The organism is Synechococcus sp. PCC 7335, assembly GCF_000155595.1.
Lineage (GTDB): Bacteria > Cyanobacteriota > Cyanobacteriia > Phormidesmidales > Phormidesmidaceae > Phormidesmis.
The window spans coordinates 2,881,093-2,907,033 of the sequence record NZ_DS989904.1 but is presented as its reverse complement, the minus strand read 5'-3'; the positions used below and the strand labels follow the sequence as shown (position 1 = coordinate 2,907,033).

Below are 25,941 nucleotides of genomic sequence, written 5' to 3'. Positions count from 1 at the left end.
CTATATTGGGGGAGAATAAACGTCCGCTTGGTCTGATTGACAACTCTGTTGCGCCACTTCTAGCTTCTTCTTCTTTTCTTCATACTTGAGAAGGTAGTACCGGGCGAGAGCTATGCTTGCAGGGTCTTTTTGTGTTTCAAAAAACTTTTTAACTAACTTCTTCTTATCTGGGGAATCTGGTAAATCGACTATGGCCTGCAAGAGCTGCTGAGTGCTATCCATTGGTTGGTATCTTGTTAAAAAGCCTACTGGTCACAACACAAAAGTTGATCGATATCATTCATAGATTGCCCAGTGACTGTTTAGGCAATCATATTAGAGTGTTCTCTCTATGGCTTAGAATCAAATGGCCTAGAACCAAATAGCCCAAATCTAACTGGCCCGGATGTGTGTTCAACCCGTTTCCGGACAGTGCCTCGCCTGTAAGCTATATGGGGGCGGAGGGACTTGAACCCTCACGATTTTTACAATCAACGGATTTTAAATCCGCAGCGTCTACCATTCCGCCACGCCCCCTCTTGGGTTTATGAGTTAACAGTCAATAGGAGTTTACTATCGCCTGAATTGTACTCACAGATGTCTATTGCACCACCAAGCGGACGGATTGGCAACTGGTTTTAGTGAATTGTTCTAGAGAAAGGGATCTTCTAAGGGGGAAGAAGTCAGGGTACAAAGAAGGCACTTCTGATTAAGGGCGCGCGAGAATTGCGGTCGGGGGTCTAATATAGAGAGACTTGACTGGTTTTAGATAGGATAACTGCTTACCGATGACACTTCTTGGTCTTGAATCTCCAGCGCTGGTTGCTCTTGGTTTATATGTGGCTTTGGGCGGGCTGTATTTAGTTGTGGTACCTGTAGCGCTGATGCTGTATCTAAAGCAGCGCTGGACTGCAGCGAGTTCGATTGAGCGGTTAATCTGCTATGGATTAATGCTAGTGTTTTTCCCCGGGTGCTTGCTAGTAAGTCCGTTTTTGAACTTCCGTCCGTACCGGCGTGAAGTATAAGGCGCTTGCGAGCAGAGGCAGCGAGAAACCCAGATGAGAAGAATTGACGTTATTGGTATTGGCATCGGCGTCTTCGCGGCAGGCGGCTTGCTATATCTAGTTTTCAGCTGGGCCGGGATGGACGGTTTGTCTGCTGGAATTTGGAGTCAGGTGGTTTTTATAGCTGGGCTGCTAGGCTGGACGGCAACTTATGTAGTCCGCGCTGCCGGTAAGAAAATGACCTACTACCAGCAGCTAGAGGACTACGAAGAAGCGGTGTTACAAAAGCGGCTAGAAGAGATGAGTCCGGAGGAACTAGCAGCACTTCAGGCAGAGGTAGAAAAAGAGCGGCTAGAAGAAGCTCAGCAAGGAATAAGTGAGTGATGGTGTCTATTCAAGAGAAATTTGACGAATTGCGCGATCGCAATCAATGCGCCCTAATTCCCTTTATCACCGCAGGTGATCCTGACTTAGCAACTACCGCCAAAGCACTGCAGTTACTCGATCAAAACGGTGCAGATATTATTGAGCTAGGAATTCCCTATTCCGATCCGCTAGCAGATGGTCCAACCATTCAGGCGGCGGCAACTAGAGCTTTGAACCGAGGGGTGACTTTAGAAGCGGTGATCGATCTCGTTGCGGAAGTAGCGCCTAAGCTATCAGCTCCGCTGGTTCTCTTCACCTACTACAACCCGATATTGAATCGAGGTATCGAGAAGTTCTTAAAAGATATCTATGCCGCTGGCGCTCGCGGACTACTTGTGCCAGATCTGCCCCTCGAAGAGATGGATTATCTGTTGAAAGTGGCAGATAGCATCGGCATTGCGGTGATCCTGCTAGTAGCACCGACTTCTACAAACGAGCGAATTGAGGCGATCGCCCATCGGACTCGAGGCTTTGTCTATCTGGTTAGCGTCACAGGAGTGACAGGCATTCGTCAAGAAGTGGCCACTCGCGTCGAAGGACTCATCGCTGAGTTGCATAGCGCGACGAACAAACCTGTTGGGGTAGGCTTTGGCGTCTCAGAACCATCTCAGGCAAAACAATTGAAAGATTGGGGTGCGGATGGTGTGATTGTAGGTAGTGCGATCGTCAAGCGTTTGTCGTCGGGTACGCCAGAAGAAGGGCTTGCTTCTATTAGTGAGTTTTGTGCTCAGCTAAAGACAGCAATCGAGTAGTGCCACGGCTGGGTACAAATGATCGAACAACTACCGTATAGCGACCAGAAGCCATTAACACGACAGCTCCTGGCGTTCACCACACCCAAGAAGCATACAAAAAGACTTCTTAAGATCTTTTAAGCAACCGTTATATCAGAAGAGAGATAAACGTCCTGAATTAGATGAAATAGCTTGACACCCTCTTCCATCTGACGCTGAAAAGTTTTGCGGCCAGAGATCAGTCCGCAGCCTCCGGCTCGCTTATTGATCACCGCAGTACGAACAGCGTCGGCAAAGTCGCTATCACCAGACGAGCCTCCAGAGTTGATTAGTCCGGCGCGGCCCGCATAGCAGTTGAGAACCTGATAGCGAGTCAAATCAATTGGATGGTCGCTAGAAAGCTCGGAATAAACCCTAGGATCGGTTCTGCCATAGCTCTCGATTTCATTGACTGCGCCATAGCCGTTGTTGACAGTTGGCAGCTTTTGTTTGATGATGTCGGCCTCGATAGTGACACCGATATGGTTTGCCTGCCCGGTTAGATCAGCAGCCAAATGATAGTCTTTGTCCTGCTTGAAGACATCGTTGCGCAGGTAGCACCAGAGGATAGTAGCCATGCCTAGTTCGTGAGCCCGGGCAAAAGCTTTACGGACTTCTTGGATCTGCTGGTGTGATCCAGAAGAGCCGAAGTAGATAGTAGCACCGACAGCAACAGCTCCTAAATTCCAAGCTTGCTCTACGGAGGCGAACATAATCTGCTCGTGAGTGTTGGGATAGCTGAGCAGTTCGTTGTGGTTGAGCTTAACGATAAAAGGAATTTTGTGAGCATACTTGCGAGAGATAGAGCCAAGCACACCTAGGGTAGTAGCAACCGCATTACAGCCGCCTTCGATAGCTAGCTTCACGATGTTCTCACTATCAAAGTAGATAGGGTTGGGGGCAAAAGAAGCTGCAGCCGAGTGCTCTAGACCTTGATCGACAGGCAGGATAGAAAGATAGCCAGTATTGGCTAGCCGACCAGTTGAGTAGAGCTGCTGAAGACTACGCAGCACCTGGGGATTGCGATCGCTTTGTGCAAAGATTCGATCTACCCAATCCGAGCCAGGTAAGTGCAGCAGGTCTTTGGAGACTTTGGCCTCATGCTGCAGTAAAGAATCGGCTTCCTTACCTAGTAGATCGACAATAGAATTAGGTCTAGAAAGAGTCGTTACCATGGGACCTCTTGCTGGTTGATACGCTTTAGATCTTAAGTGTGTACGATTTTTGAATAGGTGAATGAGAACACTCTAAGAATCCTCACAAAGACTGATCTAGTCATATCCTTCGTCGTTAATCTCCAGGTGTCAGTCTTTTGCTGCCATTCTCTATCGTCATCTATATAAGTCCAACATAAGGTAAGTCCGGCATAAGTCAGCCCTCTACAGAGCTGCCTGCCGTGTCCTGTAGCGCCGTAGCATATTGAGCATATTGAGCGGGCACCAAAACTAAGAACAGCAGCCACCAGAGTGCGATCGCTACAGCTACGGGCAGCGTAATCCATAGCCGATGCAGCAGCAGCCAAGATGCGCTCGGAACCGCTACGCCAGTTAGCACAATGGACCATGGCTGGCACCACCACGGCTTTGTCTGCCAGATTGAGGTAGGCGTCTTAGACTTCGATTCTTGATTCAAAGCAGCTTCTCCTGATTTCTCTCGTTCTTCTATCTCTTTTTCGTTCTTTGAATTGACTACCTTATTTCGTCCAGCTATCGATTCCGGCAATGTCTACTGGCTCAATATTGTCTGCTAGCTCAAAGCTAAAAATTTGGGCATAGAAAGAAAGCTCTGCATCTAGTGCCCGCTTGATATTTTCTGCTTTTCTAAAGCCATGCTGTTCTCCTTCAAACAAAAGATAAGCAACCGGAATGCCTTTCTGCTTTAGTGCGTTGACCATAGTTTCCGCCTGGTTTGGCGGCACGATTCTATCCTCACTCCCCTGGAAAAAGATGATTGGACAGGAAAGCTGATCGACTGCATTGATAGGCGATCGCGCTTCATACACGGACTTCTCTGCTGGATATGGACCAACCAAGCTATCTAGATAGCGCGATTCAAACTTGTGTGTCTCTGCAGCCAGACTAGACATATCACTAACGCCATAGTAGCTCGCCCCTGCTTTGAACACGTCGCGAAAGGTGAGTGTAGCTAGCGTCGTATAGCCACCTGCACTCCCACCATCAATTGCTAGGCGATCGCGGTCCGCTTTTCCCTGCTCTACCAGATACAGCGCGCCGTTAACGGCATCGTCAACATCGACAATGCCCCATCTTTTTTGCAGGCGATTGCGGTAGGCACGTCCATAGCCACTACTGCCCCCGTAGTTGACATCTAGCACTGCGAACCCGCGACTGGTCCAATACTGAATAGACGGATTGAGCGCGCTAGAGGCAGAAGCAGTCGGACCGCCGTGCGTTTTGACTAGTAGAGGGGGGCGCTCAGTAACCGAGGCTTCGAAGTCTTTGTTCTGCGGCGGATAGTAGATGCCATAGGCATTGAATCCGCCTGTCGTCGGGAAAGAAATGACCGTAGGCTTAGATAGATAGCCTGGATCAATTTCCAGACTGCTAGAGCGACGAACTTCGGTTATCTGTGCGGTTTCTAGATTGAGCCGAACCAGCGCACTAGGTCTATCTGTACTAGCTCCTAGAAAAACAGCATAGCCCCTGCCGACTTGCAGGCTACCGATCCCCGAATAGGGAACGGCGATTTCGTCCATAGAGCGTGCCAAAGTATTCAGCTCAGCTAATTTGGTTTCGCCTTGATACTGATAGGTACAGAGGATATGGCGATTGTCTACAAAGCCATAGCTGCTTTGACCAAAGCTCCACTGAGGCCCAGCGAATTCTGCTTCCATTGGAAAAAGCGGCTCTCCTCGTTCGCCTTCCCATCGATACAGGTTCCACCAGCCAGTGGCATCGCTAATGAAGTGCAGTGTCCCAGCTGGGGACCATTTGGGCTGGCAAACCGATTCTTTTGTGTTGCCAACTAGATGGCGAGGATGACTGAGGCTGCCATCCTCTGTAATCTCTGCTAGCCACAGCTCGGTACCATCCCAAGGCATTTGAGGATGATTCCAGGTAATCCATGCTAGCGCTGTACCATCGGGGCTAAGCCGAGGCGAAGAATAGAAGTCATTACCGCTGACAATAACCTTTGGGAGACCACCAGATAGAGGAACAGTGGCGATCGCATTAATCGCTTCGCCAGACTGACGATGGTCCTCTACCACACAAATTAGCCGTTCTCTGGCAGCATCAACCACCATATCGGCATAGCGCAGTCCTGCCGCAGGCGTTACAGCGGGCGTTATAGCAAAGGGGTCTTCCCCGGCCCGCTGACAATAGAGCCTTTGATCTGCAAAGTTAGAAAAGTAAACCGTTCCCTGGTGGATCACATACGCGCCCCCGCCATACTCATGCACCCGTGTTCGCACATTCACGCTCGCAGGCGTAATCTCGGTGACGCTGCCCAACGGATCTTCTGGACCGTAGCGGACTATTCGCTGGTTTCCACCTTCGGTTGGCCGTAGCTCACTCCAATAGATATCTGGGCCATCTAGCCTAGCAGCGCCAAGGCGAATAGAACTAGAGACAATCAGATCTGAAGTAATCGGCGACTTCCAAGAGCCATGAGGGATCGTTTGAACCATAGGTCTACAGCTTGCATAACGTCTTCGAGCTTAGCGTCAGGAGCTGACAAATAGCCAAGACCAATTATGAAAGTTGACGCGGACTGTCCACTTCAAAACCGAAAGAAAAGCTCGTTACGCTAGGGTAGGCATACGCTTGGGCCCTAAGACTGCCCTTAAAAACTGAACTGTAGAGAACCTATAGAGAACCTCCGCTATGCTCGATTCTTGCACGACCCCCGGCCGCGGCTGCTTGAGCCGGACTCTTTTGCTCACAGGCATGCTCTTGAGCGTGATCGCAACGACTGCCGCCCCTAGCCACGCCCAAATTCCGCCGCCGCCTCTGCCTGAAGTTGAGCCAGAAGGGCAAGAAACCCCAACAGCTACTAGCGATCCCCGGTTTGAGTGTCAGATCGTAGACGGTCAGTACACAGTGATGTATCTACCTGAGAATCAGCCAGGTCGAGCTTACAAATGGGCATCGCCTACACGGATGGGTGGTGGCTGGAGTGCTGAAAAGCGATGCTTCGCCATCAGCGATCGCCTAGAATCCTACCGCCCTGAAGGACTCGTTGAACTTCAAGTCGGAATGGAAAACGGCTACGATATCGTCTGTGCGACAACCGAACAATCACCTGGACAATGCAAGATAGTCTTCACGGTGCCTAGAGGCCAGAATCCGGTGGTAACGCGTGATCGCGTCTTTGACAATCTTTCTGTCGCCGACGCAGGTAGCGAAACCACTGTTGTCACTACATTTACTGGCAATAACAACAACGATATACTGGGTGAGATTGGTAGTATCATTGGCAACTTTCCTACTGGTGATGCCCCCTCATCGGTACCTGATAGTACCTCTACTAGCAATGGCATAAATCTAAAGCCATTCCTCTCACCTGCTGATGGTGGCACCGGTACCGCCTTGGCTCAACCATCTGGTCCTACATCTGGCCCTAATGGTTCTCTCAATCCTGACAATTTCCGCTAGTGTGTAGCGACTAATTTATTGAATCAAACTATCCCTTTTAGTTTGCTAAGTTTGCTAAGCGGCTTGTAGAGTGTGCTTTCTTATAGGAGACAGCTAGCAGTAGGAACGAAGGACGTCTCTACTGCTAGCCTCTTTAGCTTGTCTTGGAAGTAATGATAGAATTCGAGCCAATGTTTCTACTAGCCCTATGAACGCTGCTCAACTGATTGCTCAAGAACTCTCAGTTCAAACAACACAGGTAGAGGCTGCGTTGTCTTTGTTTTCTGAAGGGGCAACGGTGCCATTTATTGCTCGCTATCGGAAGGAGCGAACTGGCGAACTAGACGAAATTCAGTTACGACAAATTGCCGAGAGATATGACTATCTAACAGAGCTAGCAGATCGAAAGCAAACTATCTTGGAGGTAATTGCTAAGCAGGATAGACTTACGCCATCGTTGAAAGCTAAGATTGAAGGCTCGCAGAGCAAAACCGAGCTAGAAGATCTTTACTTACCTTATAAGCCCAAGCGCCGAACGAGGGCAACGATTGCAAAAGAACAAGGACTAGCGCCGCTTGCCCAAGCAATTTCACGATTAAACCAGAGTGCTCAATCTGTCACAGATTTAGAGGTGATCGCCAAACCTTATCTCTGCGACGAAGTTCCTACGACAGACGCTGCTCTCAAAGGCGCTGCTGATATCCTAGCGGAGACGATGGCAGAGCAGGCCAGCTTGCGCGCCTATGTTCGTCAGTTTTTCTTATCCAAGGGACTGTTCACCTCGAAGATCAAATCGACTCATCTTGAGGGCACAACAAAATATGAGATGTACCGCAGCTATCAGAGGCCTGTAAGCAAGATCGCCTCCCACAATCTACTGGCGCTGCTGCGAGGAGATAAGGAAGGCATTCTAAAGCTATCTTTGAGCTTTGATGAGGATGAGATTCTAGCGTACTTGCTAAAGAGTCAATTGAGAACCTCTGATCGAACGCTGCGTGATTTTTACGCCCAGTGGGTCAAAGATGGTTTCAATCGGCTAATGAAAACAGCGCTGACGAACGAAGTAATTGCTGAGAAGAAAGCCCAAGCTGATGAAGAATCGATTCAAACCTTTGCCGAGAATCTACGTCATTTGCTGCTAGCCGCGCCCGCGGGGATGAAGCCGACAATAGGCATCGATCCGGGCTTTCGAACCGGGTGCAAGGTAGCAGCTATCAGTGAAACCGGGCAGTTTTTAGAGTATGAGGCGATCTATCCTCATTCGGGTGAGGGGCAGCGGGCAAAAGCAATCACCACCCTGACTCGTTTGATTTCAACGCACAATATCGAGCTGATAGCGATCGGAAACGGTACCGCTAGCCGCGAAACGGATGAGTTTGTCGCTGAAGTGCTCACGCCGCTAGACAAACCGCCAGTCAAGGTCATGGTCAGTGAATCGGGCGCGTCTATCTATTCGGCCAGTGAAAGCGCGATCGCAGAATTTCCCGATCTAGATATCACCGTGCGCGGGGCTATTAGCATCGGTCGCCGTCTACAAGATCCTTTAGCTGAGCTGGTTAAACTTGATCCGAAATCGATCGGCGTTGGCCAGTATCAACATGACGTTGATCAAAAGCGGCTGAAGCAAAAGCTAGATGATACCGTCGAAAGCTGTGTGAACTATGTCGGCGTGGATTTAAACACAGCTTCAAAAGAGCTATTGCAGTATGTATCAGGTGTTAGTTCGACAGTCGCAAACAATATTGTCAGCTTTAGAGACGAGAATGGTCGATTTCGCGATCGCAAGAGCCTACTTAAAGTTGGCAAGCTCGGCCCGAAAGCCTACGAACAAGCTGCTGGGTTTCTTAGGATTCGAGACGGGGACAATCCACTAGATAATACTGCTGTCCATCCCGAGAGCTATGGTCTGGTAAAGACAATGGCCAAGGACTTGCAGCTGCCTTTAAAGGATATTCCTCAAGCCGGTGAAAAGCTCAAACAGCTATCGCTCAAGCGCTACGTCAGCGAGAAAGTAGGAGAACCGACACTAAGAGATATTCTCAGCGAGCTAGAAAAGCCAGGTAGAGATCCTAGAGCCCAGTTTACTTACGCACAGTTTGCGACCGGCGTGAACGAGATTAGCGATCTGCGTAGTGGCATGGTACTAGAAGGCGTAGTGACTAATGTGGCCAACTTTGGTGCGTTTGTTGATATTGGCGTACATCAAGATGGACTAGTGCATGTATCCCAAATGAGCGATCGCTATGTAAGTGACCCGAAAGAGATTGTGCAGGTTGGGCAGGTAGTGAACGTTCAGGTGATGGAGGTTCAAGAGAAATTAAAGCGTATTGGTCTAAGCATGCGACTAGACGGTAACGGCCAGGCGAGCAAATCTACTCGGCAACAAGCTAACACTGGGCAAGTTGATAATTCAGTGAAAAGCTCCAATAGTGCAGTGAGAACCAATAGTGCAGTGCGAAATAGTGCGGTTGAAAAGCCTATCCCCAGAAAGAAAACAGACGCGCATCAACCTAAGACTAGGCAACAGAAAAAATCCAATCAGTCTACTTTCAACCCGGAAGATCTTAAGAACAGATTCAATCGCCGTAGACCCTAAGAAATATTTCTAAAAAATTCCTACGCCCCACCGGGAAGTACCGCACTTAGGATAGCTAGAACAATTCCGTTGATAAATACAATTCCTAACGCACCTAGCACAGCGCTCAGAATTCCTTTTCGCAGCCTAAATCCTGGGACCAGGAAAGCAGAGAGTGCAAACAAAATAGTGTTTCCGACTAGTCCAACGATTCCCAGCGTTAAGAAGTTGATCACTGCGTTGTTGATGAACCAGCCAAAGAGTGCGTTTAGCAGCCCAAAAACTAACGCTGCAATACCTGCTTTACCAAAGTTGTCGGCTTCAATACCTGTAGGCAACTTAGTCAGAATAATGAATGTGATAGTTATTGCAATCCAGGTGATAATCAGCGAGGGCATAGGTCGGATCCTCTAGGTTAGCTAGCTAGCTGTAAGCTTTTATAAGATACAAATATAGGTAGAAAGCAATGAACGAGCTATCGGGATTTTATCATAGGCAATAGCAAATCGAGCTATTCACTATCCGCTCGTTCAGCGAGAGTCGCGTTCCCGATAGTATTGCCTAAGTCGCTGCTGAAAGTTTCGCCAGTAGTAGAACAAATCGTCGGAGCCGAGTGTGAAGATTTGAGCGGGATGCTCTTCTAGCGCGATCGCAATCATCCCTTTTTCTATCTTGATACCTGTATCACGGTATACCCAATTCACTGCATAGCAATAGGCCGCTACCTGCATGCAATAGTCGCTAATCCACTCTATCTGCTTTGGCCGACGCGCTGTTTTCCAATCGCACACACAGAGTTCGCCATCGTAGATCATCACTGCATCCGGGTAGCCCGCAAACTCTAGCGGATGCCATACCGCCCCCTCCACTAGCAGCACTTCGTCGATCTCTGCCAGCACAGGCTCTATCGAACTCCAAAAGCCGTCTAGCCCCTCTGGTAGCTGATAAGGTTCTTGTTTGAGGTGCGACTTAATAATTTTATGAATACGAGTACCAGAGCGGGCAGAAGTTGTCGTGATCTTTTGAGCTGCTGCCTTGCCAATCCGATCTTGCCAATCCCAAAGTCTCTTTTTCTCCTCATAGGGCTTGGTTGCTGAAAGAATCGTCGTGATGCCCGGATAGCAATAGCCTTCTATCTCATAATGCCGCTTGCGATCGACAGAAACCTGTTTGGCTTTGTAATAGGGCAGCTCAAGCATGAAAAGGATATACTTCTAAATCTGAAGACTGTTGTAAAGACTCATCTATTGACGGACATCACGAATGGTTTTCGGTTATGGGCAATACGAGTAGAACGATGATCTTCTGTATCGCCCTGCATTTCTCAATGGTTTTCCAACCGATAGCAGATAGACAGATTGTCTGTGTAAGCTCTCCATAAAATCATTAGTCCTGATCTTGTTAATCCGTCCAGAAATCGTTACCACAGCAAGCTGTCTTTTATATCATTTTTATTCTACTGGTTTTACGTCGCCAGAGAGTAATAGGCTTCGTTAGCAAGCCTGTACTGGGTTCTTGCAACTGTTTCTAGGCCTCTTGGGCGGTAGTCTGGTAGAGATATGTTTAGCCTGCGCCAGAATTTGTCGTGTTGTTCTTGCCAGAAGAGAGCTTTTTCAACACGGCGTAAGAACAAGTGCCAAGTTTAATAGAGATCGGAATTGAACAGTAGGTACTCCTCACTAGCCCAACCACCTTAATCGCCCTAGTAGAGACAGCTTCTTATGGTTGACAGTATGAGAAAGGTGAAGACACCAGTCACTAGTACTTAGCAGGGATCTTCTGATCTGTTTGCGACTACCCTAGCCCTTAGAAAGCAGCCTCTTTCTCTAGTAGTTGCTCAATGGTTAGATCAAACTGGGCCTTGCCTTCAAACACGCTGCCCACCTTACGCTCTGTGAGATGATCGAGCGCGATCGCATAGGCTTCATTCGGCAGTGGCTCATAGCCGACATCATCAACTACGGTACGAGCGTTCGCTAGATAATACTCAACAAATGAGCTGAGCGCCGAGTTTTCCTCTAGCCCATCGGCTCTAACATAGATAAACAGCGGCCGAGAAAGCGGTTGATATTCACCCGAGCGAAGGGTCTCTCCCGTAGGCTCAACTGGACCATCACCGCTATCAACAGCCAGCGCTTTCAGGCTCTTCTCGGCATCTCTGTAGTAGGCAAAGCCAAAGTAGCTCAGCGCATTTACTTCTGAGCGTACGCCTTGAACCAGCTCATCATCATCTTCGCTCGCAGTGTAGTCCGTGCGACTAGCCCCCTCTTCACCGACAACGACCTCTGTGAAATAGTCAAACGTACCTGACTCTTCACCGGGACCATAGAGCGTGATGGGTTCGTCAGGCCAATCGGCTCTAATTTGGCTCCAGCGAGTGATTTCGCCTTCAGCTTCAGCCTGCCAAAGGGTTTGAAGTTCTGCTAGGGTAATCTCTTCGGCCCAAGTATTTTCAGCATTGACAACAACCGTCAGGGCATCAAAAGCCACGGGTAGTTCGATGTATTCAACGCCGTTAGCTTTACACGCTGCCATTTCTTCAGGGCTGATCGGACGAGACGCATCGCTAATATCTGTCTCACCTGCACAGAATTTCTCAAATCCACCGCCTGTTCCCGAAAAATTAACAGAAATTGCGGGGCTGTCTGGCTTGGCTTGCTTAAATCTTTCCGCCATCTCCAGTGTGATTGGGTAGACAGTACTAGAGCCATCTATGTTCAAAGGTTCGCTGCTAGCGATCGCCTCAAGATCGGGAGGGGCACTGTCTGCTAATGGCGTTGTAGACGGTGTAGAACAACTAACAGTAGCTGAAAGGCCTAATAAGAGAATAGCGAACCTGTTGTAAGTTTTTCTCATAGCTGCAACACCCCTAAGTGAATGTCAACTGGATGAATATCAACTAACTTCCATGCGTGGTAGAACCGCCTAATACTCTGCAAAGTATCTGATCAAAGCGAACCTCATCAAAATCATAGAAGCCGATTTCAGCCAAGTAGTGAAGAGTATACACAAGTTTTTGAGCGCAGCCGTTTAAAGAGATAGCTGAAACGCCGCTAGAATAAGACTTTCACAACCATTTGAAAAAACAAGCAAAGTATAGAGAGATACAAACTTTCTTGTATCTTGTTGGCGATAGCTCTTCGGTTATTCAGTTATCTAGATGCTAAAACGAAGGCACGAAAGTATGTCTTAGGGAAGTTGATCAATCGGCAAAGAGCCCGTAATTTGATCGTTGCTGGACTGAACGTCCTTAGGAAAAGCGACAAAGAAAACAAAGAAATCTATGAGAACAGTTACGCTCAACGACGGAAATACTATGCCTGCCTTTGGCTTGGGCACTTGGAAATCGCCCAAAGGTGAGGTGAGTAAAGCAGTCGCAGAAGCGTTGACAGTCGGCTATACCCATGTTGATGCCGCTTGGATCTATCAGAACGAGCAGGCGGTCGGAGCAGGTATCAGTGAGGCTATAAAAGCAGGGGTGATCGCTCGCGACTCGCTTTTTGTCACCTCAAAGCTGTGGAATACTTTTCATCAGCCCGAAGCGGTTGAGAAAGGCTGTAAAGAAAGTCTTGACGCACTTGGACTAGACTACCTTGATCTCTACCTCATGCATTGGCCAGTTGCCTTCAAGCCCGGAAAATCCCAGCACAATAGTGCTGATGATTTCTACTCGCTGAGCGAACTGCCACTATCTAAAACATTTGAAGCCATGTCACAACTGCGTGAGCAAGGGCTAGTTAAGAGTGTGGGTGTTTCGAACTTTAGTATTTCAAAGATAGAGAAGGTGATTGCAGAAGCTGGTATTGTTCCAGCGATTAATCAGGTAGAAATGCATCCCTACAATCCTCAGAACGAGCTGTTGGACTACTGTCATGACCAGGGTATCCATGTGACGGCATATTCGCCACTAGGTTCAGGCGATCGCCCTGCTAGTTTGAAAGCAAAAGACGAACCGCCCCTGCTAGAGAACGAAGATGTTAAAGCGATCGCTACCGAAGAGAATCTCTCTCCCGCTCAGCTCCTCATTGCTTGGGCATTAGATCGAGGTACAATCGTCATCCCAAAATCGACAAACGCTAAACGAATTTCTGAGAACCTAGCTGCCGTTGAGCACACGCTTTCTTCTGATGCGAGAACTGCTCTAGATAACATCGGCATTCAACATCGCTACGTCAATGTCAGCGACTGGTACATCCCTGGTGTCACTTACGAGGGCTCAGACTTTTGGTCGTAAGGACATCAGACTTTTAGCTATATGGTATAGGCTAAACCTCAACCGCCCAAAGCACACTAGCGTACAGCCACCACCTCAATTTCTACTAGCCAACCTGGATTCGCTAGACCGGCTACCTGCATCGCTGATCTCGAAGGTAGATTTGGCTGTGCTTCCGTTCCAAAAAATTGAGTGTAGCCTGACATAAACCCAGCAAAGTCCATGACTCCATCCATCTCTGGATCGCCGACCAAGAATACCTGCATTTTCACTACGTCACTCATTGTCAGATCTAGACTAGTTAAGATGTCTTGAATCTTTTCAAGAACGGTGAGTGTCTGAGTCTCAGTATTACCAAATGCCGCAATTGTACCCCCCTCAGCGGTTTCATCCACCACAGCTGGCACCTGTCCGCTGAGATAGACTAAGGTAGCATCGGCTGGTAGCTCAACCGCTTGAGAGATGGGAAAATCCGAACCAGGAATTGGATACCTGACAACATCTGTCATCGCCCCTGTCATCGTATCTTGCGCTGATACACCGGTGACCAAACCCAAGCACAGACCCACAGCTATCAACACACCTAAAACAACTCTTTTCCACAACATAAAACCAATCCTCACAATAGATCTACCAACAAACATCATCTAAGCGGGCCTTATCCTAGCGCTTCAGTCTCAAGAACAAAGATTCCTTTGCAGCTACTAACTTATCCATCAGCAGTTTGGGCTACTCGATCTGCAACGCCTTTCACAGCTAGCAACGCTGATTGTACAGCGCCCTCTTGCCATCCGGTCAAATAGCTTAAATGCTCGCCTGCAAGGAAAATAGAATCATCTGGCTGTAGCAGGATTCGGTAAGCGGCTTCTCGCTGTTCATCTTCCCACTCAGCCCAACCCCCGTCGCTAAACGGTACTTTCTCCCAAGCGATCGAAATACCCTGTGCTGCCGACACTTCCTCAGCATAGTTAGGATGAATTGCGCTGCCTTCTTCAATTGCTTTGGCCATGCGCTCTGCAGGCGATAGTAGGCCCCAGGCATTACCGATTGGATTATCCCAAATATAGGCACCCACAATAATTCCATGGTTACTCTGAAAACCGCTAGAGGGATACCAGATCTGTGTAATGTCTTTCTCTGTCCAAGAGATACCGCCGTAGATATTGTAATCTTCTTCCCAGAAGCGGCGGTTGGCTTGAAAAGCAACTTTAATTGCATTAGCATAGCTGCTCCCCCCTTCTTCAATTGCAGCTTGTACCGCTGGAGAAAAGTCCGCATCTATCTTTGCCAGCACTGATAGCGGAAACGTACAAATCGCATAGTCTGCCGCCAGCTCTTTTTCTGTTCCATCGCCGCTGCTATAGATAATGCTTACGCCCTCTGGTGTTTTTCTAATTTGGCTAACTGGGGCGCTGTATTCAATTAAATCACTGACCTGAGACTCAAAAGCTTGGGCAATTTTATCCATGCCTCCAACCGGTTTTAGCATAGTAGCCGCTTGAGTATAGCCCTCGCCAAAGTGAAGCTTGTAGTCCCAGAAATCAGAGCTTAGCAACGGGGCTAAGCCTAATGGTTCGAACGATTCTCCAACCGCCGTGCCAGCGCCTGGGCCGGTGATATAGCCGCCCCGTGAACTCCCGGTATAGCGATAGTCATCACCTAAGCTACCGAAGCTTTTGACAAAGCTCATCAATCGCTCTTGATCTAAGTCAGAAACTTCTTGATCGAGAGAATTTTGACTAATTGCCTTAGCTAGTAGCTCAGAGATATAACCTCGGCTATCATTCACTACCCGGCGATTGAGAATGGGTTGCCCTCCAAAGGCTTTGTCGTCTTGAAAATAAGTGGCCCTATTCTCATTCACAATGACCTCTAGCGGAACTCCAAATTCCTTGCAATAGCCCAGTACAGCGGTATGGTGATAGGGGATGCGGGCTGGCCCCGGATTAAAGTACAAGCCTTCGTCAAAAGAACAGGTTTGAGAACTCTCAGTCTCTACGACAACATCGCCGCCTCGAATCGTTTGACAGCGTCCCCCTGCGCGATCACGTGCCTCTAGTATTTGACAGTCGTAGCCTGCTTTCCGCAGCTCATAGGCTGCTGTCATCCCTGCTAGCCCTGCACCCAGGATTACGACGCGAATCCCATTTCCCTGCTGGGCGCGCAACTGTGGCTTTTCAACAGCGTCAGCAGATGCTAGCAAGCCCATCTCCTTCATCGTTGTTAGCACAGCGGCTGTTCCCCCTGCTCTACCTACAAGCTTTAGGAATCTACGTCTTGAAGAACTCACCGGACGTAAAGGCGGAAGGGGCATAAGCGAGATCTCCAACAGAACATCTAGCTTCAAAGAGTACGAGATAGGCGACTGAAAAACTGTTTACTAGGCGACTAAAGCGATACTGAGATACCTGTAATTTACATTACTAAATAGTTCTAAAGCCGGCTTCGCGATAGATTGCCTCGTCTCGTTATTTCGATCAAGAACTGCTATTCTCCTTTCAACCAATACAAGATCTCTACTTTGAGCTGCTTAATGTCTCGATAGAACTCTTGCTTTACAAACTGACCAATCGCATCAAAGGGACTAAATGAACTGTTCGCTTCCCACTGAACATCTTGAGCAATAGGCGTAGTATGGCTACCTCTTAGAATTCTAACAGTCGTCGTTGTTGGAAAACGCTTGATCAGAACGTCGCTTAGCGGACGGGTTTGATCGATCGTATCGTTGCGAAACTTTAGTAACAGATTGTAGGGTGTGCTGTAGTGAGTATTTATCAGCTCCAAAGTCTGTTCTGGGCTAGGGACAAATTCCAAACGAGTATCTAGCTGAAAGTCAGGAACGAGCTGAGTAAACTGTTCTAGCAGGGGAATAGATTTGCGGGCTGGGTAGTTGTTAAATGAGATAAAAATGTTACCGACACGGGGAGTTTGGTCTGAGGCCAAGAGCATACTGCCAATCAGAAGATGGACCTTACAACCCATGCTGTGACCTAAGCCGTAGATCGGCAAATCTTGTAGTTCTGGGCGCTGTTTGCGTAAGAAGACCATACCTTGGTTGAAGGTTGTGAGTGTTTCTGAGGCGATCGCACCGTGATCAAATGTATTGACAAATGGCGTCGCGATCACCGCATAGCCTTCTTGGTACAGCGCTTCTAGCAACCATCGATACGTCAGATGTGGGGCCGCTGCCACAAAGGCTCCGCCTAGAAAATGAACAATCGCTTTGGGCTGTTTGGGTACTAGGAACCAATTGCCAGAAACCTCTTGCCAATACATAGAATCTATAAAAGCCTTGCCTGTTTAATAGTCCTATTCTAGTGACTTTCAGCCTCGAATGAGTGATCGCGACAGGGTAAACATATCTCATAACAAAGTAGCTTGTGTTAGCCCTCAGCACAGGATGCTTCCTGAAGACAAGCGACTTCTAGTGAGAACGGAACATGAGAGGATCTGAATATTCTAGGCAGGTGGGTAGGTTGCTTTGACCCAAGAGCCGTGAAGACCGTGAGCCAGCGGATGAGTTAGCCATAGCCGACAGATGGGGCCGGTAGATAGCTTAGTCGTGTCGAATATATTAAGGGCAGAGCGATCGCGCAAATGATCGTACATCAAGCACAACAACCATCCGTCGTCTTTATTACCTTGTGAATGAGGGACGAAGACAGGTTCTTCGGCAAAGTTGAGCGGATGAGCGTTCCAGGTCTCTATCTCTTGTGTTTGGGTGTTGTATTTTAAGTAGCCAGTAGGTGGAGAGGATTGGCCAATATTGTTGCAGTATGCCATGTAAAGATATTGGCTAGGCTGAGTTTCGGTTTGGGTATTGGTGTGAGGATGAGCAATGCAATAGTTTTCGAGAGCGGGTGTAATTCGATGAGTGACGGTTTGGGTAGAGGGATAAATCTGGGTATGGTAGAGAAAGGTAGGTGCGATAGCATCAAAGTCTGGGGCATAGCCACTCCAGCTAGTGAGAAAACCGCCGGTTGTAGCAGGCCAGCCGGAGCTATAAATTTCAACACTCCCATCTGCGTTTTCCCAGGCACAAGCTTGATGAATAGAAAACCACTGTTCAGTATCTAAAACAAGGGGAGCGTTTCCTGCTTTACTGCCATCAGGGCGAGGAATGAGATGCACCTTGGTAGGTATAGGCTTTAGCGTGAGACAATCAGCAGGAGACTTTCGACCCAGTAAGTAGTCGAGGATTCTGAGGCTGAAGGCGTTTTGGAAGAAGATATAATAGTTGGGTGTTAAAGCGAAGTCGTGAGGATTGACTACCGCACTAGGCATTTCGTGCGTGGTGAGACTAAGCGACTGCCAGTTTGAGTCGTATTCGATGATTTCTAGGTTCAGACTATTAGGCTTGTGAAGATTTACCTGAATACCCCAGGTCCAGGTGATCAGTCTGTTGCTAGCTGGATCGATATGGGGGTGAGCAGTCATAGCCTGCTGACCTCGGCGCCGGAGAAGAGCACCTAGTCTAGAACGGGGTAGGGGATTGGAGTTTAGCTCACCGCTCAGGGTTTCGAGACCAAGCGTTTCTAGGGTGTGGGGGTCGATGCGGTAAGGTGCGCCTGCTTCGTATAGGGCCAGTAGCTTGTCACCCCAGGCAACGATATGGGTGTTAGCAGGATTTTTGAGATGTAGATCTAGCAGAAGCGAAAGCGGATGTTTGAGTGGATTACCGAAGGTAGTACGAAACTGAAATGCGTTGGTAGTCTCTTCGAGCTTGTGCTCAGCAGTGCTGATAAAGCGAGAGGTAAAATGCACTTTACCTTCGCGGGTAAAAGTAATTTTGGCCAGATAGCCATCTCCATCTAGGTAGTGAGAAACTCTCTGCTGACCACGTTCAAACCGGCTAGGTCCGTTGCGAAAAAGAGTCGATCCTCTAAGTTCGTCAGGAATCTCTCCTTCAATATGGGTGATTTCATACTCAAATTCTTGGAGCTGAGATTGAAAGGCGGCGTTCCAAGCAGCTTGCTGTACATCTTTTAACGCCTTACCTTCTCCCTGCTTTCCCCATGCAATGCTATTGGGAGGAAGCGGTGCCTGAAGCAAACTAGAGGGCTGTGAATATGGAGGCGCTGAAGACACAAAGAAACCGATAGAGCTGTGAATGACTTAGGATAGTGGTTTATCTATTCATTAACGTGTACCGTTGTGCAGAATTCATCAGATGGTTCTTCACGAGTCACAGCAATCAAGATTGTGGCTTCTACTTTGGTGATAGCAGGCATGGGGCTATGGCTGTGGCAGCTGTTCAGCGTGCTGCCTACATACCTAGACAAACCGTTTTGGCATAAGGTCAGTGCGATCGCCAACGTTGCGCTTGTCATCCACTTAATAGAAGGATTTATTGCCGCTGTTCTAACGTTTAGGAGGCCATCTCCTAAATTGATGAAACCGCTTCAAGCGGGCGTCTATGTCTTCTTCGTCGGGACGATAGGGTTACAGGAAATCGTCCAAGCAAATAAAACTAGCGCTGATACAAAAGCTACGCCTACAGCGAGCGCGGAGCTCAAACCACAGTCAAAAGCATGAACAGCACTAGACGCGTCGGCAGCACTTTTATAGAACTGTTGCCAGAAGATTCCTTCTTAAATAAACATTTCTCGATAACGGCACTGGTTCCTTTGTTAGTGCGATGGATGATGCATTGGCAAGGCAGACGCCCTGATGCCAGTGCAGCTCGGCTAGTGCAGGTACTCTTTGGGCAAAGCTACAGCTTATTGTGTGCAGGTATGGGTCCAGTTTTGCTAGCAATAGGGGTTGCCGACTGGTTAGCGATCGCCTCGCCACCAAAGACATCAGAGAGAACCCTAGCGAGCATGTTGAGAGATCGCACAGTCTTTTTTGACCAAGCGTTGTCAGTAGCCTTAGTGTCTGTAGAACAGGTCGTAATTCTAGGTGCAGGATTTGACACCCGTCTGTACGAGTATTGTCGAGGGCGAGATTTAGGGCTGTTTGAAGTCGATCAAATAGAAACCCAAGCCGTGAAGAAACAAGCTTTAAAGCAAAGCGGTATCGATATCGGCAACGTGCATTTTGTCACAGTCAACTTTGCTGATGAAGACTGGATGCAGGGACTAATTTCAGGCGGATTCAATTTAGGAAAGCGAACATTCTTTTTATGGGAAGGCGTGACTTATTACCTAACGAAAGCTGAGGTTGAGAAGGGATTTGCACTGATGAATCAAGTTTGTGGGGATGGAAGTGCGATCGCCTTTGATTTCTTTTCAGAAGCGTTAGTGAACGATGAAAGAACTAGGCTAGGAACGGCTGTATTCAACATGATTGGTGAGCCTCTGCGTTTTGGATTAGAAGTATCTAAAGGCGTCGAGGCTGGCTTAGTAGATATCATTGCGAATACTGGTTTATCACTTGATAAGGTACAAACGATAGAGTCTTGGATTGGTGAGAAACCAGAGCCTGCAGGTAGGGCTGCATCTGGACTTTTATCTGGAAATGTGCTAGGTGGCTTTGCTACCCTCAAAAAGGATAGAAAGCACAAGAAGTGATACTGAGTTGCTGTACTTATTGCAGGTCGTTTCTTTATTCTGAAGTATGAACGCAGTTTTATTGCTCTTTTTATTGCTCTAAGCTGGCTTTCTAATTGGAAAAAGTGTTGTTTTTCATCTATTCACCTTGAGCTGATTGTCATGGTAGAACCGACTGAGTTCTCTCGAAGAACTCGCTGATCGCCTGTCATACAATTCTCAGCAATGGCTAATTTATCCACCTTAGTCAAAGCCTTATGGTTATAGATGTTCAGATGCAGCTGAACTTTATATCGAAGTAGCTTATCTGCTAAGGCAACATGTTGAGAGAGATTAAAGCACGAATAGTTCATCAGCTAACCTATCAGCATTCTGTTACGAAAGAGCTGATTGTACCCGGTGCGCTTGTTATCGGCATTGTCTGCATAGTGCGGCTAAGCGGGTTGCTACAGACGCAAGAGTGGATGAACTTGGATACTTTCTCTCGCTACTGCCCTAGCTCTACAGGAACGCTAAAAGTAGTCCGCATTACTATTGATGAAGAAGATTATCAGATCACTGGTATCCCCATCTCAGCAGAAATTCTAACTCAGGCCCTACAACAGTTACAGACCTACCGGCCGAGGGTGATAGGTCTAGATATCGTTAGAGATTTGCCTAGAGGAGAAGAATACTCGTTATTAGGTGATGTGCTGACTTCTATGCCGAACGTTATTGTTGCTGAAATTGCCCTGAGCGGAGCTACAAATATGAATGTTGCCCCGCCCGAAGGCGTGCCTTCCGAACAGATAGGCTTTGCTGATGTCGCTATTGATTCTGATGGCAAACTGCGGCGGGTGGTACTAGCGACTAAAGACGAAGCTGGCATTCAAAAGTATTCGTTAGCAGCTCGACTTGCTCGCTATTATCTGCGTACAGAAGCTGATAGAAATCCTGAACTCGCTATTGGATCAGGAATAGAGGATTCTAGTAATCCTATCAAATTTGGCTCAACTACGCTGCCTGAGTTCCATTCCAACTCAGGTGGATATGTTCGCACCGACGATAGTGGCACTCAGATGCTGCTAAACTTTTGCATGTTACAACAGTCTTTTGAAACAGTCTCACTTCGCGCGCTCTTAGCCGGTGAGGTCGATCCACAGATCCTACGAGATCGCATTGTCATCGTCGGTAGAGCCGCTGTCGCCACCAAAGACAGCTTTATTACCTCAGCTGCGAAGACAACGCTTCATTCGACGCAGTCATTGTCTCAACATCCCACTAAGATCATCTATGGCATTGAGGTTCATTCGCTTGTCGTTCAACAGATTGTTAGGTCTGTCTTAGAAGAAGACTGTGCGCTACGAACCTGGCCAGACCTGATAGAGTATTTCTACATTGTTTGCTGGGGCTTGGTCGGTATTGGCATTAGTGTGGCTTTGATGTCACCTTGGAAAAGCGTCTTTGTGCTAAGCGTCACAGCGCTAATACTGATCTTGATAAGCTTTGGGCTTTTAGTACAGAATGTGTGGACACCAGTGGTCCCGGCGGTGCTAGCACTGGGTGGAGCGGGGTTGACAACCGCCTTTTTCGATAGAGACATGCGCTTTGAATTGGCTCAAAGGCGCTCTACTATCGAGCGAACGTATGAAGCGGTCCATAACGGGCCTTTACAGCATTTGAGTGCATTATCTCGTCAGATTAGTAGCACAGCAAATTTGTCTCAAGAACAGTTAGAACAGCGATTACGATCGCTCAGTACTGAAATGCGCAACATCTTTGAAACGATGCGCCAAGAAACTTTCAGCTACCGCAACAGCCTATATATAGACGACAGCACATTCTTCGATTTACATCAGCCTCTAAGCGATCTACTCTATCAAGTCTACGAACATACTCTCAGTCAGCCGCTAGCCGGGTTTGCTCAGATACAAGCTTTTGTGACACCTATTTTTGAAACCTTTTCAGAGGCTCGTTTCACCTTAGAAGAAAAAAGAGGACTTTGCTTATTTTTACAAGAATCTCTCTTGAACGTAGGTAATCATGCCCTAGGAGCTACCCGGTTAGACGTTGTTTGTATCGCTGAGGAAACTCTCTACAAGTTACAGATTATTGACAATGGCGTCGGACTCGACTTCTCTAGGCCAGCTAGACAGGGAACCCGCCAGGCGATCGCAATTGCACAGCGGTTGCGAGGAGAGTTCCAACGCAGACCTCACCATCCAAAAGGCACGGTCTGCGAACTTACCTGGCCAAAGAAGCGTCTAATGAGATCTAGACGATGAGATCTCTTAACTGCCTGCTAATCACGCTATTGACACGCTATCTAAGAGCGCTAACTAACCTAGACAAATCCCAACTCGTAAACCGCTAGACGCTTACTAAATCAAATTAGCTATCAAGAACGCTTCCACGTTTCACTAATCATCAGCAATCTATGTCAGGTTGCTTTTAACTCAACCTTTTTAACTCGACTTTTTTAACTTCGAGCTTCGCTACCGGACAGCTCATTTCTAGAGGAAACTACTCTTTCCTCCATGTAAAAACTTAAACTTCCTTAACTGGTGCAGCATCTATCAAATATGGCTTCTAAAAACACATCTCCACGGATTCTCCCTCAGCGCTTTTTACTTATCGACGATCACGAGGCGATTCTAGCAGGCATCTTGCCTGGACTGCAGCAGCGCTATCCAGAGGCCAAAATTATGACTGCAAGGAATGTTCAAGCAGCCGAAAGGATCATAGCTACTCAGTCTCCTACTTTCATCTTGGTAGATTTAATCTTACCAATGACTCAACAGTCCCCGGCTACCGTTACAACAGGTATTAGACTTTTAGAACAGCTATTGACTAGTGAGTTAGCTCCTAGCCTGATGGTCTTTAGTATTAATATTCGTCCTCTAATTCGCCTAAAATCTGTGATTAACTCTTATCAAAGTGGATTTGTAGCCTTGGAAAAGTCAGAGCCATTACAGACCGCTTTGAACAGAGTAGATATTGCCTTACGCGGATCTATCTATCTGCCACCAGAGGTACGAGCCCGCCCTGAGATTGATCGCAGGTGGCTGAAGGTACTGACGCTGAAGTATCAAGAGGGACTCTCCGACCAGGCGATCGCCCGGCAGTTGGGTGTAAGCGATCGCACCGTGCGCAACTATTGGCTAAGGATTCAAGATGCCCTTCAAGTGATAGACGATAACCGCCGAGATCTCCGTATTCAGATTCAGCTAGCTGCTCGCGAGGCAGGGTTGATTCCATAGCCAACAAGCGCCCTCAGACTGATTCGAGGATAAAACCCAGATTGAAACACCTAGTCAGCGTTTGAACTAGGCAAAAGAGAGTACACATATTGCTGTAATGCATACAATAGCGAAATATTAAACCGTTTGAACAAACTGAAACTTTGATAGCGTTTACTATACTTACCTTGAGCTTCTTGAAGTCGCTAAACTAAAAGGACTGGGTAATCTACTACTTCCCCTACCTTCTTTCCAAAATCGGAAAGGGGTTTGCCGTGTTTCTTCGTGTATTTTCGTAGGACCTAGGCCAGAATAGCTGTCAGCGAAACCGTACTAAACCTATTTTCATAGGTTCAATTACCAATGCTTCAAGCTACGCAGGAACGTCTAGGTACGCAACCCCTTCGTCGGTCTCGTTTACCTCAACTTCAACACATTCTGATCATCGCCGACCAGCCAGAATTAGCTGAGTCTTTGCAGATAGAACTCAATCGTGAAGGATTCCAAGTTAGCGTAATCAGCGATGGTATTAGAGGGCTCCTAGCCGTTCAACGGGTAGCCACTGATTTAGTTGTTGTAGGCTGGTCGCCGCCAAGAATTTCAGGATTAGAGATTTGTCAGCGCCTTCGAGCTAGCCAAGGTGAGGCGCCAATCATTTTGCTAACTGACCAAGACAACGTCAATCAGAGAATTGCCGGACTAGAAGCAGGTGCCAATGACTGTCTTTCGCTGCCTTGCGATCGAGAAGAATTATTGGCTAGAATTCACGCCAATCTGCTGCGTAATCAAAGTTCTCGCCTTGAGTCTGCGGTTTTGCGATGCGCAGACGTCCAGCTCAACCGCAGAACCAGAGAGGTCTTTCGAGGCGATCGCTTTATTCGTCTAACAGCCAAAGAGTTCGATTTACTAGAGTATCTGATGTGTCACTACTTTCAAGTATTGACGAGATCTCAAATTCTAGAGAATGTATGGGGCTACGAATATATGGGAAGTTCCAACATCATTGAAGTTTATATCCGCTACCTAAGAAGAAAGCTCGAGGCGAACAGCGAGATTCGCTTAGTTCACACTGTTCGTAGTGTCGGCTATATTTTCCGAGAAGATGGTTTGTCCTAATAATCCTTTAGTGATTCTTTAGCTGATAAACCCAGCTCTACGAGCAGCCAGCTGAATTTGTACTCGCAAATCTTGGCTAGGATCATCGTAGACCTGTAGGGCATCTTGAATGCGAGTCCAATAGTTGCGGACGGTGCGATCGCTTACACCTAGTCTCCGGGCGATCGCCTGGTCAGACAATCCCTCTTGGTACTTCAACTCAATGACTTTCAACCACTTGGGATCAAACTCTACCCTAGCTCTTACTTCCGGGGGCAAGTGGATTGAACCTCGTAGTGCAATCTCTACAGATTTGAGCATCACTTGAATGGGAGCTGCTTTGTCCATAGCGACAAATCCCCCTCCGTATGAGTTTATCAGCGGCTTCAAACGAATCAATGGTTTTACATTTGTGCTAAGCACCATTAAATTGGGTGCGTCATCGCTTCGCATCAGCTTGCTCAATAGCTCTACACCGACTTTGGAAGTTGCTGGCATAGTCGGTTCTATGGGTAAGCTTAAGTCCACAATGACCAAATCTAAACTGAGTCCGTCAATTTGCTTCTCAGCTGCTCGCATACATTGCGCTGTATAGATTTCAGCACTTGGATACTGTTGTTGTAGAGCTGGAATAGTTCCTTCCAAAATTGCTTCGTGATCGTCAACTACCAGAAATCGTTTGCCAACCATTTCTTGATTTTCCCCTTTCCCAGTCTTGAATTATCAGCGACGCAATATCCCCTACTGTTGTTAATTTACAGTCATAGTGGACGGCAAAGTTAATCGTTGATTAAAATTCGAGCAATAGAAACACTCTTGCTATCAAGTGTTATAAGCGTGCTCTGCTCAGTAAAGCATTGAAATTAGACGTACTAGAGAGTGTCAATAGAAAAACCATCAGAGCGTAGCATGCTACGCCCTGATGGTTTAACATTTATCAGTGCCAATTCACATATACCAGCTAGACAGAGGCGATATATGAATCCAACACAAGCTAACGAAGTCCTCTAAAAGAAACTGACATCAGTCTATTTAGTCTGATTGTCCAAGTGCTCTAAACGAGTATCTTGAACGTCGTCAACACTTTTAGTCTGGTTGTCCAAATGCTCTAAACGAGTCTTGTGAACGTTTTTACCACCAGCAACTTCTTTTAATTGGTCATCAGAAAGCTCAGTATCTGTGACGTTTTTGTTTTCTTCTGCCATTTTAATCACCTTGTAGTTACGAACAGTTTGAGCGTATCCGGACAACACCTACATGACGTCCGAACCGTTAAGAGGACGAGTTTTGTGGAGTAAGTCGCGTTACTTCTATCAATCAAAATCGATTGCGAGCAATAAAACTTACTACCTTCAAACAAACCAAAAGAACAAGTTCAATTGCTACGCATCTCATCATTACAAACGCTAACGCAAAATATTCGCCGCCTTGCACTTCAGATTACAACTCTTAACTCAACAGGAGATAACCTAAAGAGATTATGAGAGGAGAATGAGAGAGAGGTGAGAGAAAGCTCAAAATCGTCTTAAAACAACCTTTCTGTTCTAATTTTTGTATCGATCCAAACATCGA

24 protein-coding genes and 1 tRNA gene are annotated in these 25,941 nt (G+C 47.4%); 11 read left to right on the top strand and 14 right to left on the bottom strand.

Annotated elements, in window-relative coordinates; all coding sequences use genetic code 11:
• Positions 1 to 222 (bottom strand): hypothetical protein, encoded by a 222-nt coding sequence (locus tag S7335_RS12680; protein ID WP_006455138.1) that lies wholly within the window; start codon positions 220 to 222, stop codon positions 1 to 3.
• A gap of 210 nt (positions 223 to 432) precedes the next feature.
• A tRNA-Leu gene (locus tag S7335_RS12675) sits at positions 433 to 516 on the bottom strand.
• A 251-nt stretch (positions 517 to 767) separates the two neighbouring features.
• On the opposite strand from S7335_RS12675, the gene ndhL reads away from it, so the two are divergent.
• The 3 genes from ndhL to trpA are packed head-to-tail and all read left to right on the top strand — an operon-like array spanning position 768 to position 2,161.
• Entirely contained in the window at positions 768 to 1,004 is a 237-nt protein-coding gene (gene ndhL, locus S7335_RS12670; protein ID WP_006454993.1) for an NAD(P)H-quinone oxidoreductase subunit L, read from the top strand.
• Positions 1,005 to 1,037: 33 nt separating this feature from the next.
• Positions 1,038 to 1,367 (top strand): DUF3007 family protein, encoded by a 330-nt coding sequence (locus S7335_RS12665; RefSeq protein WP_038016187.1) that lies wholly within the window; start codon positions 1,038 to 1,040, stop codon positions 1,365 to 1,367.
• Entirely contained in the window at positions 1,367 to 2,161 is a 795-nt protein-coding gene (gene trpA, locus S7335_RS12660) for a tryptophan synthase subunit alpha (protein ID WP_006457217.1), read from the top strand. The genes S7335_RS12665 and trpA overlap by 1 nt, the downstream gene beginning before the upstream one ends.
• Positions 2,162 to 2,280: 119 nt before the next feature.
• On the opposite strand, the gene S7335_RS12655 is transcribed toward trpA, so the two are convergent.
• The 3 genes from S7335_RS12655 to S7335_RS12645 all read right to left on the bottom strand — a co-directional run bounded on the left by S7335_RS12655 (position 2,281) and on the right by S7335_RS12645 (position 5,831).
• Positions 2,281 to 3,357: a class I fructose-bisphosphate aldolase gene (locus S7335_RS12655; protein ID WP_006457564.1), complete on the bottom strand. Its 1,077-nt coding sequence runs from the start codon at positions 3,355 to 3,357 to the stop codon at positions 2,281 to 2,283.
• Positions 3,358 to 3,553: 196 nt separating this feature from the next.
• Positions 3,554 to 3,904, bottom strand: a complete 351-nt coding sequence (locus tag S7335_RS12650; RefSeq protein ID WP_006456751.1) for a DUF6737 family protein — start codon at positions 3,902 to 3,904, stop codon at positions 3,554 to 3,556.
• On the bottom strand, positions 3,876 to 5,831 hold the full coding sequence (locus S7335_RS12645) for a S9 family peptidase (RefSeq protein WP_006457709.1): 1,956 nt from the start codon (positions 5,829 to 5,831) through the stop codon (positions 3,876 to 3,878). The genes S7335_RS12650 and S7335_RS12645 overlap by 29 nt, the downstream gene beginning before the upstream one ends.
• 196 nt (positions 5,832 to 6,027) lie before the next feature.
• Between S7335_RS12645 and S7335_RS12640 the strand changes: the two genes are divergently transcribed.
• Both S7335_RS12640 and S7335_RS12635 read left to right on the top strand, forming a co-directional pair.
• Positions 6,028 to 6,798, top strand: a complete 771-nt coding sequence (locus S7335_RS12640) for a COP23 domain-containing protein (RefSeq protein ID WP_050765858.1) — start codon at positions 6,028 to 6,030, stop codon at positions 6,796 to 6,798.
• 187 nt (positions 6,799 to 6,985) lie between these two features.
• Entirely contained in the window at positions 6,986 to 9,373 is a 2,388-nt protein-coding gene (locus tag S7335_RS12635) for a Tex family protein (protein WP_006456457.1), read from the top strand.
• A gap of 20 nt (positions 9,374 to 9,393) precedes the next feature.
• Here the strand turns inward: S7335_RS12635 and S7335_RS12630 are convergent, their stop codons facing one another.
• From S7335_RS12630 to S7335_RS12620, 3 genes are all read right to left on the bottom strand, one after another.
• On the bottom strand, positions 9,394 to 9,750 hold the full coding sequence (locus tag S7335_RS12630) for a phage holin family protein (protein ID WP_006455851.1): 357 nt from the start codon (positions 9,748 to 9,750) through the stop codon (positions 9,394 to 9,396).
• 132 nt (positions 9,751 to 9,882) lie between these two features.
• A complete protein-coding gene (locus S7335_RS12625; RefSeq protein ID WP_006454967.1) occupies positions 9,883 to 10,551 on the bottom strand; it encodes a PD-(D/E)XK nuclease family protein in 669 nt (222 codons plus the stop codon).
• A gap of 607 nt (positions 10,552 to 11,158) precedes the next feature.
• Entirely contained in the window at positions 11,159 to 12,208 is a 1,050-nt protein-coding gene (locus tag S7335_RS12620; RefSeq protein WP_038016185.1) for a PstS family phosphate ABC transporter substrate-binding protein, read from the bottom strand.
• A 427-nt stretch (positions 12,209 to 12,635) separates the two neighbouring features.
• Here S7335_RS12620 and S7335_RS12615 point away from each other — a divergent pair, with 427 nt between their 5' ends.
• Entirely contained in the window at positions 12,636 to 13,586 is a 951-nt protein-coding gene (locus S7335_RS12615; protein ID WP_038016183.1) for an aldo/keto reductase, read from the top strand.
• Positions 13,587 to 13,642: 56 nt separating this feature from the next.
• Here S7335_RS12615 and S7335_RS12610 read toward each other — a convergent pair whose 3' ends face one another.
• The 4 genes from S7335_RS12610 to S7335_RS12595 form a co-directional block, all read right to left on the bottom strand.
• A complete protein-coding gene (locus S7335_RS12610) occupies positions 13,643 to 14,173 on the bottom strand; it encodes a RidA family protein (RefSeq protein WP_006454643.1) in 531 nt (176 codons plus the stop codon).
• Positions 14,174 to 14,274: 101 nt separating this feature from the next.
• Positions 14,275 to 15,879 carry a flavin monoamine oxidase family protein gene (locus tag S7335_RS12605; RefSeq protein ID WP_006455723.1) on the bottom strand — a complete coding sequence of 535 codons (1,605 nt, stop codon included), beginning with the start codon at positions 15,877 to 15,879 and terminating at the stop codon, positions 14,275 to 14,277.
• A 173-nt stretch (positions 15,880 to 16,052) separates the two neighbouring features.
• A complete protein-coding gene (locus S7335_RS12600) occupies positions 16,053 to 16,841 on the bottom strand; it encodes a DUF1350 family protein (protein WP_006454041.1) in 789 nt (262 codons plus the stop codon).
• A 183-nt stretch (positions 16,842 to 17,024) separates the two neighbouring features.
• The gene (locus tag S7335_RS12595) at positions 17,025 to 18,653 is read right to left on the bottom strand and encodes a carotenoid oxygenase family protein (RefSeq protein WP_227499993.1); all 1,629 of its coding nucleotides are present in this window, start codon (positions 18,651 to 18,653) and stop codon (positions 17,025 to 17,027) included.
• A 66-nt stretch (positions 18,654 to 18,719) separates the two neighbouring features.
• Here S7335_RS12595 and S7335_RS12590 point away from each other — a divergent pair, with 66 nt between their 5' ends.
• The 5 genes from S7335_RS12590 to S7335_RS12570 all read left to right on the top strand — a co-directional run bounded on the left by S7335_RS12590 (position 18,720) and on the right by S7335_RS12570 (position 24,390).
• The gene (locus tag S7335_RS12590) at positions 18,720 to 19,100 is read left to right on the top strand and encodes a hypothetical protein (protein WP_006456531.1); all 381 of its coding nucleotides are present in this window, start codon (positions 18,720 to 18,722) and stop codon (positions 19,098 to 19,100) included.
• Positions 19,097 to 20,077 (top strand): SAM-dependent methyltransferase, encoded by a 981-nt coding sequence (locus S7335_RS25960; RefSeq protein ID WP_006454168.1) that lies wholly within the window; start codon positions 19,097 to 19,099, stop codon positions 20,075 to 20,077. Before S7335_RS12590 ends, S7335_RS25960 begins: the two co-directional genes overlap by 4 nt.
• A gap of 299 nt (positions 20,078 to 20,376) precedes the next feature.
• On the top strand, positions 20,377 to 22,320 hold the full coding sequence (locus S7335_RS12580; RefSeq protein WP_006455490.1) for a CHASE2 domain-containing protein: 1,944 nt from the start codon (positions 20,377 to 20,379) through the stop codon (positions 22,318 to 22,320).
• Between the two features lie 297 nt (positions 22,321 to 22,617).
• Positions 22,618 to 23,295, top strand: coding sequence for a sigma factor-like helix-turn-helix DNA-binding protein (locus S7335_RS12575; protein WP_006456092.1), 678 nt, complete (start codon positions 22,618 to 22,620; stop codon positions 23,293 to 23,295).
• 342 nt (positions 23,296 to 23,637) lie between these two features.
• Positions 23,638 to 24,390: a response regulator transcription factor gene (locus S7335_RS12570; protein ID WP_006457467.1), complete on the top strand. Its 753-nt coding sequence runs from the start codon at positions 23,638 to 23,640 to the stop codon at positions 24,388 to 24,390.
• Between the two features lie 18 nt (positions 24,391 to 24,408).
• Here the strand turns inward: S7335_RS12570 and S7335_RS12565 are convergent, their stop codons facing one another.
• Positions 24,409 to 25,059, bottom strand: a complete 651-nt coding sequence (locus S7335_RS12565; RefSeq protein WP_006453635.1) for a response regulator transcription factor — start codon at positions 25,057 to 25,059, stop codon at positions 24,409 to 24,411.
• A 338-nt stretch (positions 25,060 to 25,397) separates the two neighbouring features.
• Positions 25,398 to 25,574, bottom strand: coding sequence for a hypothetical protein (locus S7335_RS28415; RefSeq protein WP_006454541.1), 177 nt, complete (start codon positions 25,572 to 25,574; stop codon positions 25,398 to 25,400).
• Between the last annotated feature and the right edge of the window lie 367 nt (positions 25,575 to 25,941).

What these genes read in the sequence shown, in the direction of transcription:
- S7335_RS12680 (WP_006455138.1), bottom strand. Translation starts at nt 222, where the DNA reads ATGGATAGCACTCAGCAGCTCTTGCAGGCCATAGTCGATTTACCAGAT.
- ndhL (WP_006454993.1), top strand. Translation starts at nt 768, where the DNA reads ATGACACTTCTTGGTCTTGAATCTCCAGCGCTGGTTGCTCTTGGTTTA.
- S7335_RS12665 (WP_038016187.1), top strand. Translation starts at nt 1,038, where the DNA reads ATGAGAAGAATTGACGTTATTGGTATTGGCATCGGCGTCTTCGCGGCA.
- trpA (WP_006457217.1), top strand. Translation starts at nt 1,367, where the DNA reads ATGGTGTCTATTCAAGAGAAATTTGACGAATTGCGCGATCGCAATCAA.
- S7335_RS12655 (WP_006457564.1), bottom strand. Translation starts at nt 3,357, where the DNA reads ATGGTAACGACTCTTTCTAGACCTAATTCTATTGTCGATCTACTAGGT.
- S7335_RS12645 (WP_006457709.1), bottom strand. Translation starts at nt 5,831, where the DNA reads ATGGTTCAAACGATCCCTCATGGCTCTTGGAAGTCGCCGATTACTTCA.
- S7335_RS12640 (WP_050765858.1), top strand. Translation starts at nt 6,028, where the DNA reads ATGCTCGATTCTTGCACGACCCCCGGCCGCGGCTGCTTGAGCCGGACT.
- S7335_RS12635 (WP_006456457.1), top strand. Translation starts at nt 6,986, where the DNA reads ATGAACGCTGCTCAACTGATTGCTCAAGAACTCTCAGTTCAAACAACA.
- S7335_RS12630 (WP_006455851.1), bottom strand. Translation starts at nt 9,750, where the DNA reads ATGCCCTCGCTGATTATCACCTGGATTGCAATAACTATCACATTCATT.
- S7335_RS12625 (WP_006454967.1), bottom strand. Translation starts at nt 10,551, where the DNA reads ATGCTTGAGCTGCCCTATTACAAAGCCAAACAGGTTTCTGTCGATCGC.
- S7335_RS12620 (WP_038016185.1), bottom strand. Translation starts at nt 12,208, where the DNA reads ATGAGAAAAACTTACAACAGGTTCGCTATTCTCTTATTAGGCCTTTCA.
- S7335_RS12615 (WP_038016183.1), top strand. Translation starts at nt 12,636, where the DNA reads ATGAGAACAGTTACGCTCAACGACGGAAATACTATGCCTGCCTTTGGC.
- S7335_RS12610 (WP_006454643.1), bottom strand. Translation starts at nt 14,173, where the DNA reads ATGTTGTGGAAAAGAGTTGTTTTAGGTGTGTTGATAGCTGTGGGTCTG.
- S7335_RS12605 (WP_006455723.1), bottom strand. Translation starts at nt 15,879, where the DNA reads ATGCCCCTTCCGCCTTTACGTCCGGTGAGTTCTTCAAGACGTAGATTC.
- S7335_RS12600 (WP_006454041.1), bottom strand. Translation starts at nt 16,841, where the DNA reads ATGTATTGGCAAGAGGTTTCTGGCAATTGGTTCCTAGTACCCAAACAG.
- S7335_RS25960 (WP_006454168.1), top strand. Translation starts at nt 19,097, where the DNA reads ATGAACAGCACTAGACGCGTCGGCAGCACTTTTATAGAACTGTTGCCA.
- S7335_RS12580 (WP_006455490.1), top strand. Translation starts at nt 20,377, where the DNA reads ATGTTGAGAGAGATTAAAGCACGAATAGTTCATCAGCTAACCTATCAG.
- S7335_RS12575 (WP_006456092.1), top strand. Translation starts at nt 22,618, where the DNA reads ATGGCTTCTAAAAACACATCTCCACGGATTCTCCCTCAGCGCTTTTTA.
- S7335_RS12570 (WP_006457467.1), top strand. Translation starts at nt 23,638, where the DNA reads ATGCTTCAAGCTACGCAGGAACGTCTAGGTACGCAACCCCTTCGTCGG.
- S7335_RS12565 (WP_006453635.1), bottom strand. Translation starts at nt 25,059, where the DNA reads ATGGTTGGCAAACGATTTCTGGTAGTTGACGATCACGAAGCAATTTTG.
- S7335_RS28415 (WP_006454541.1), bottom strand. Translation starts at nt 25,574, where the DNA reads ATGGCAGAAGAAAACAAAAACGTCACAGATACTGAGCTTTCTGATGAC.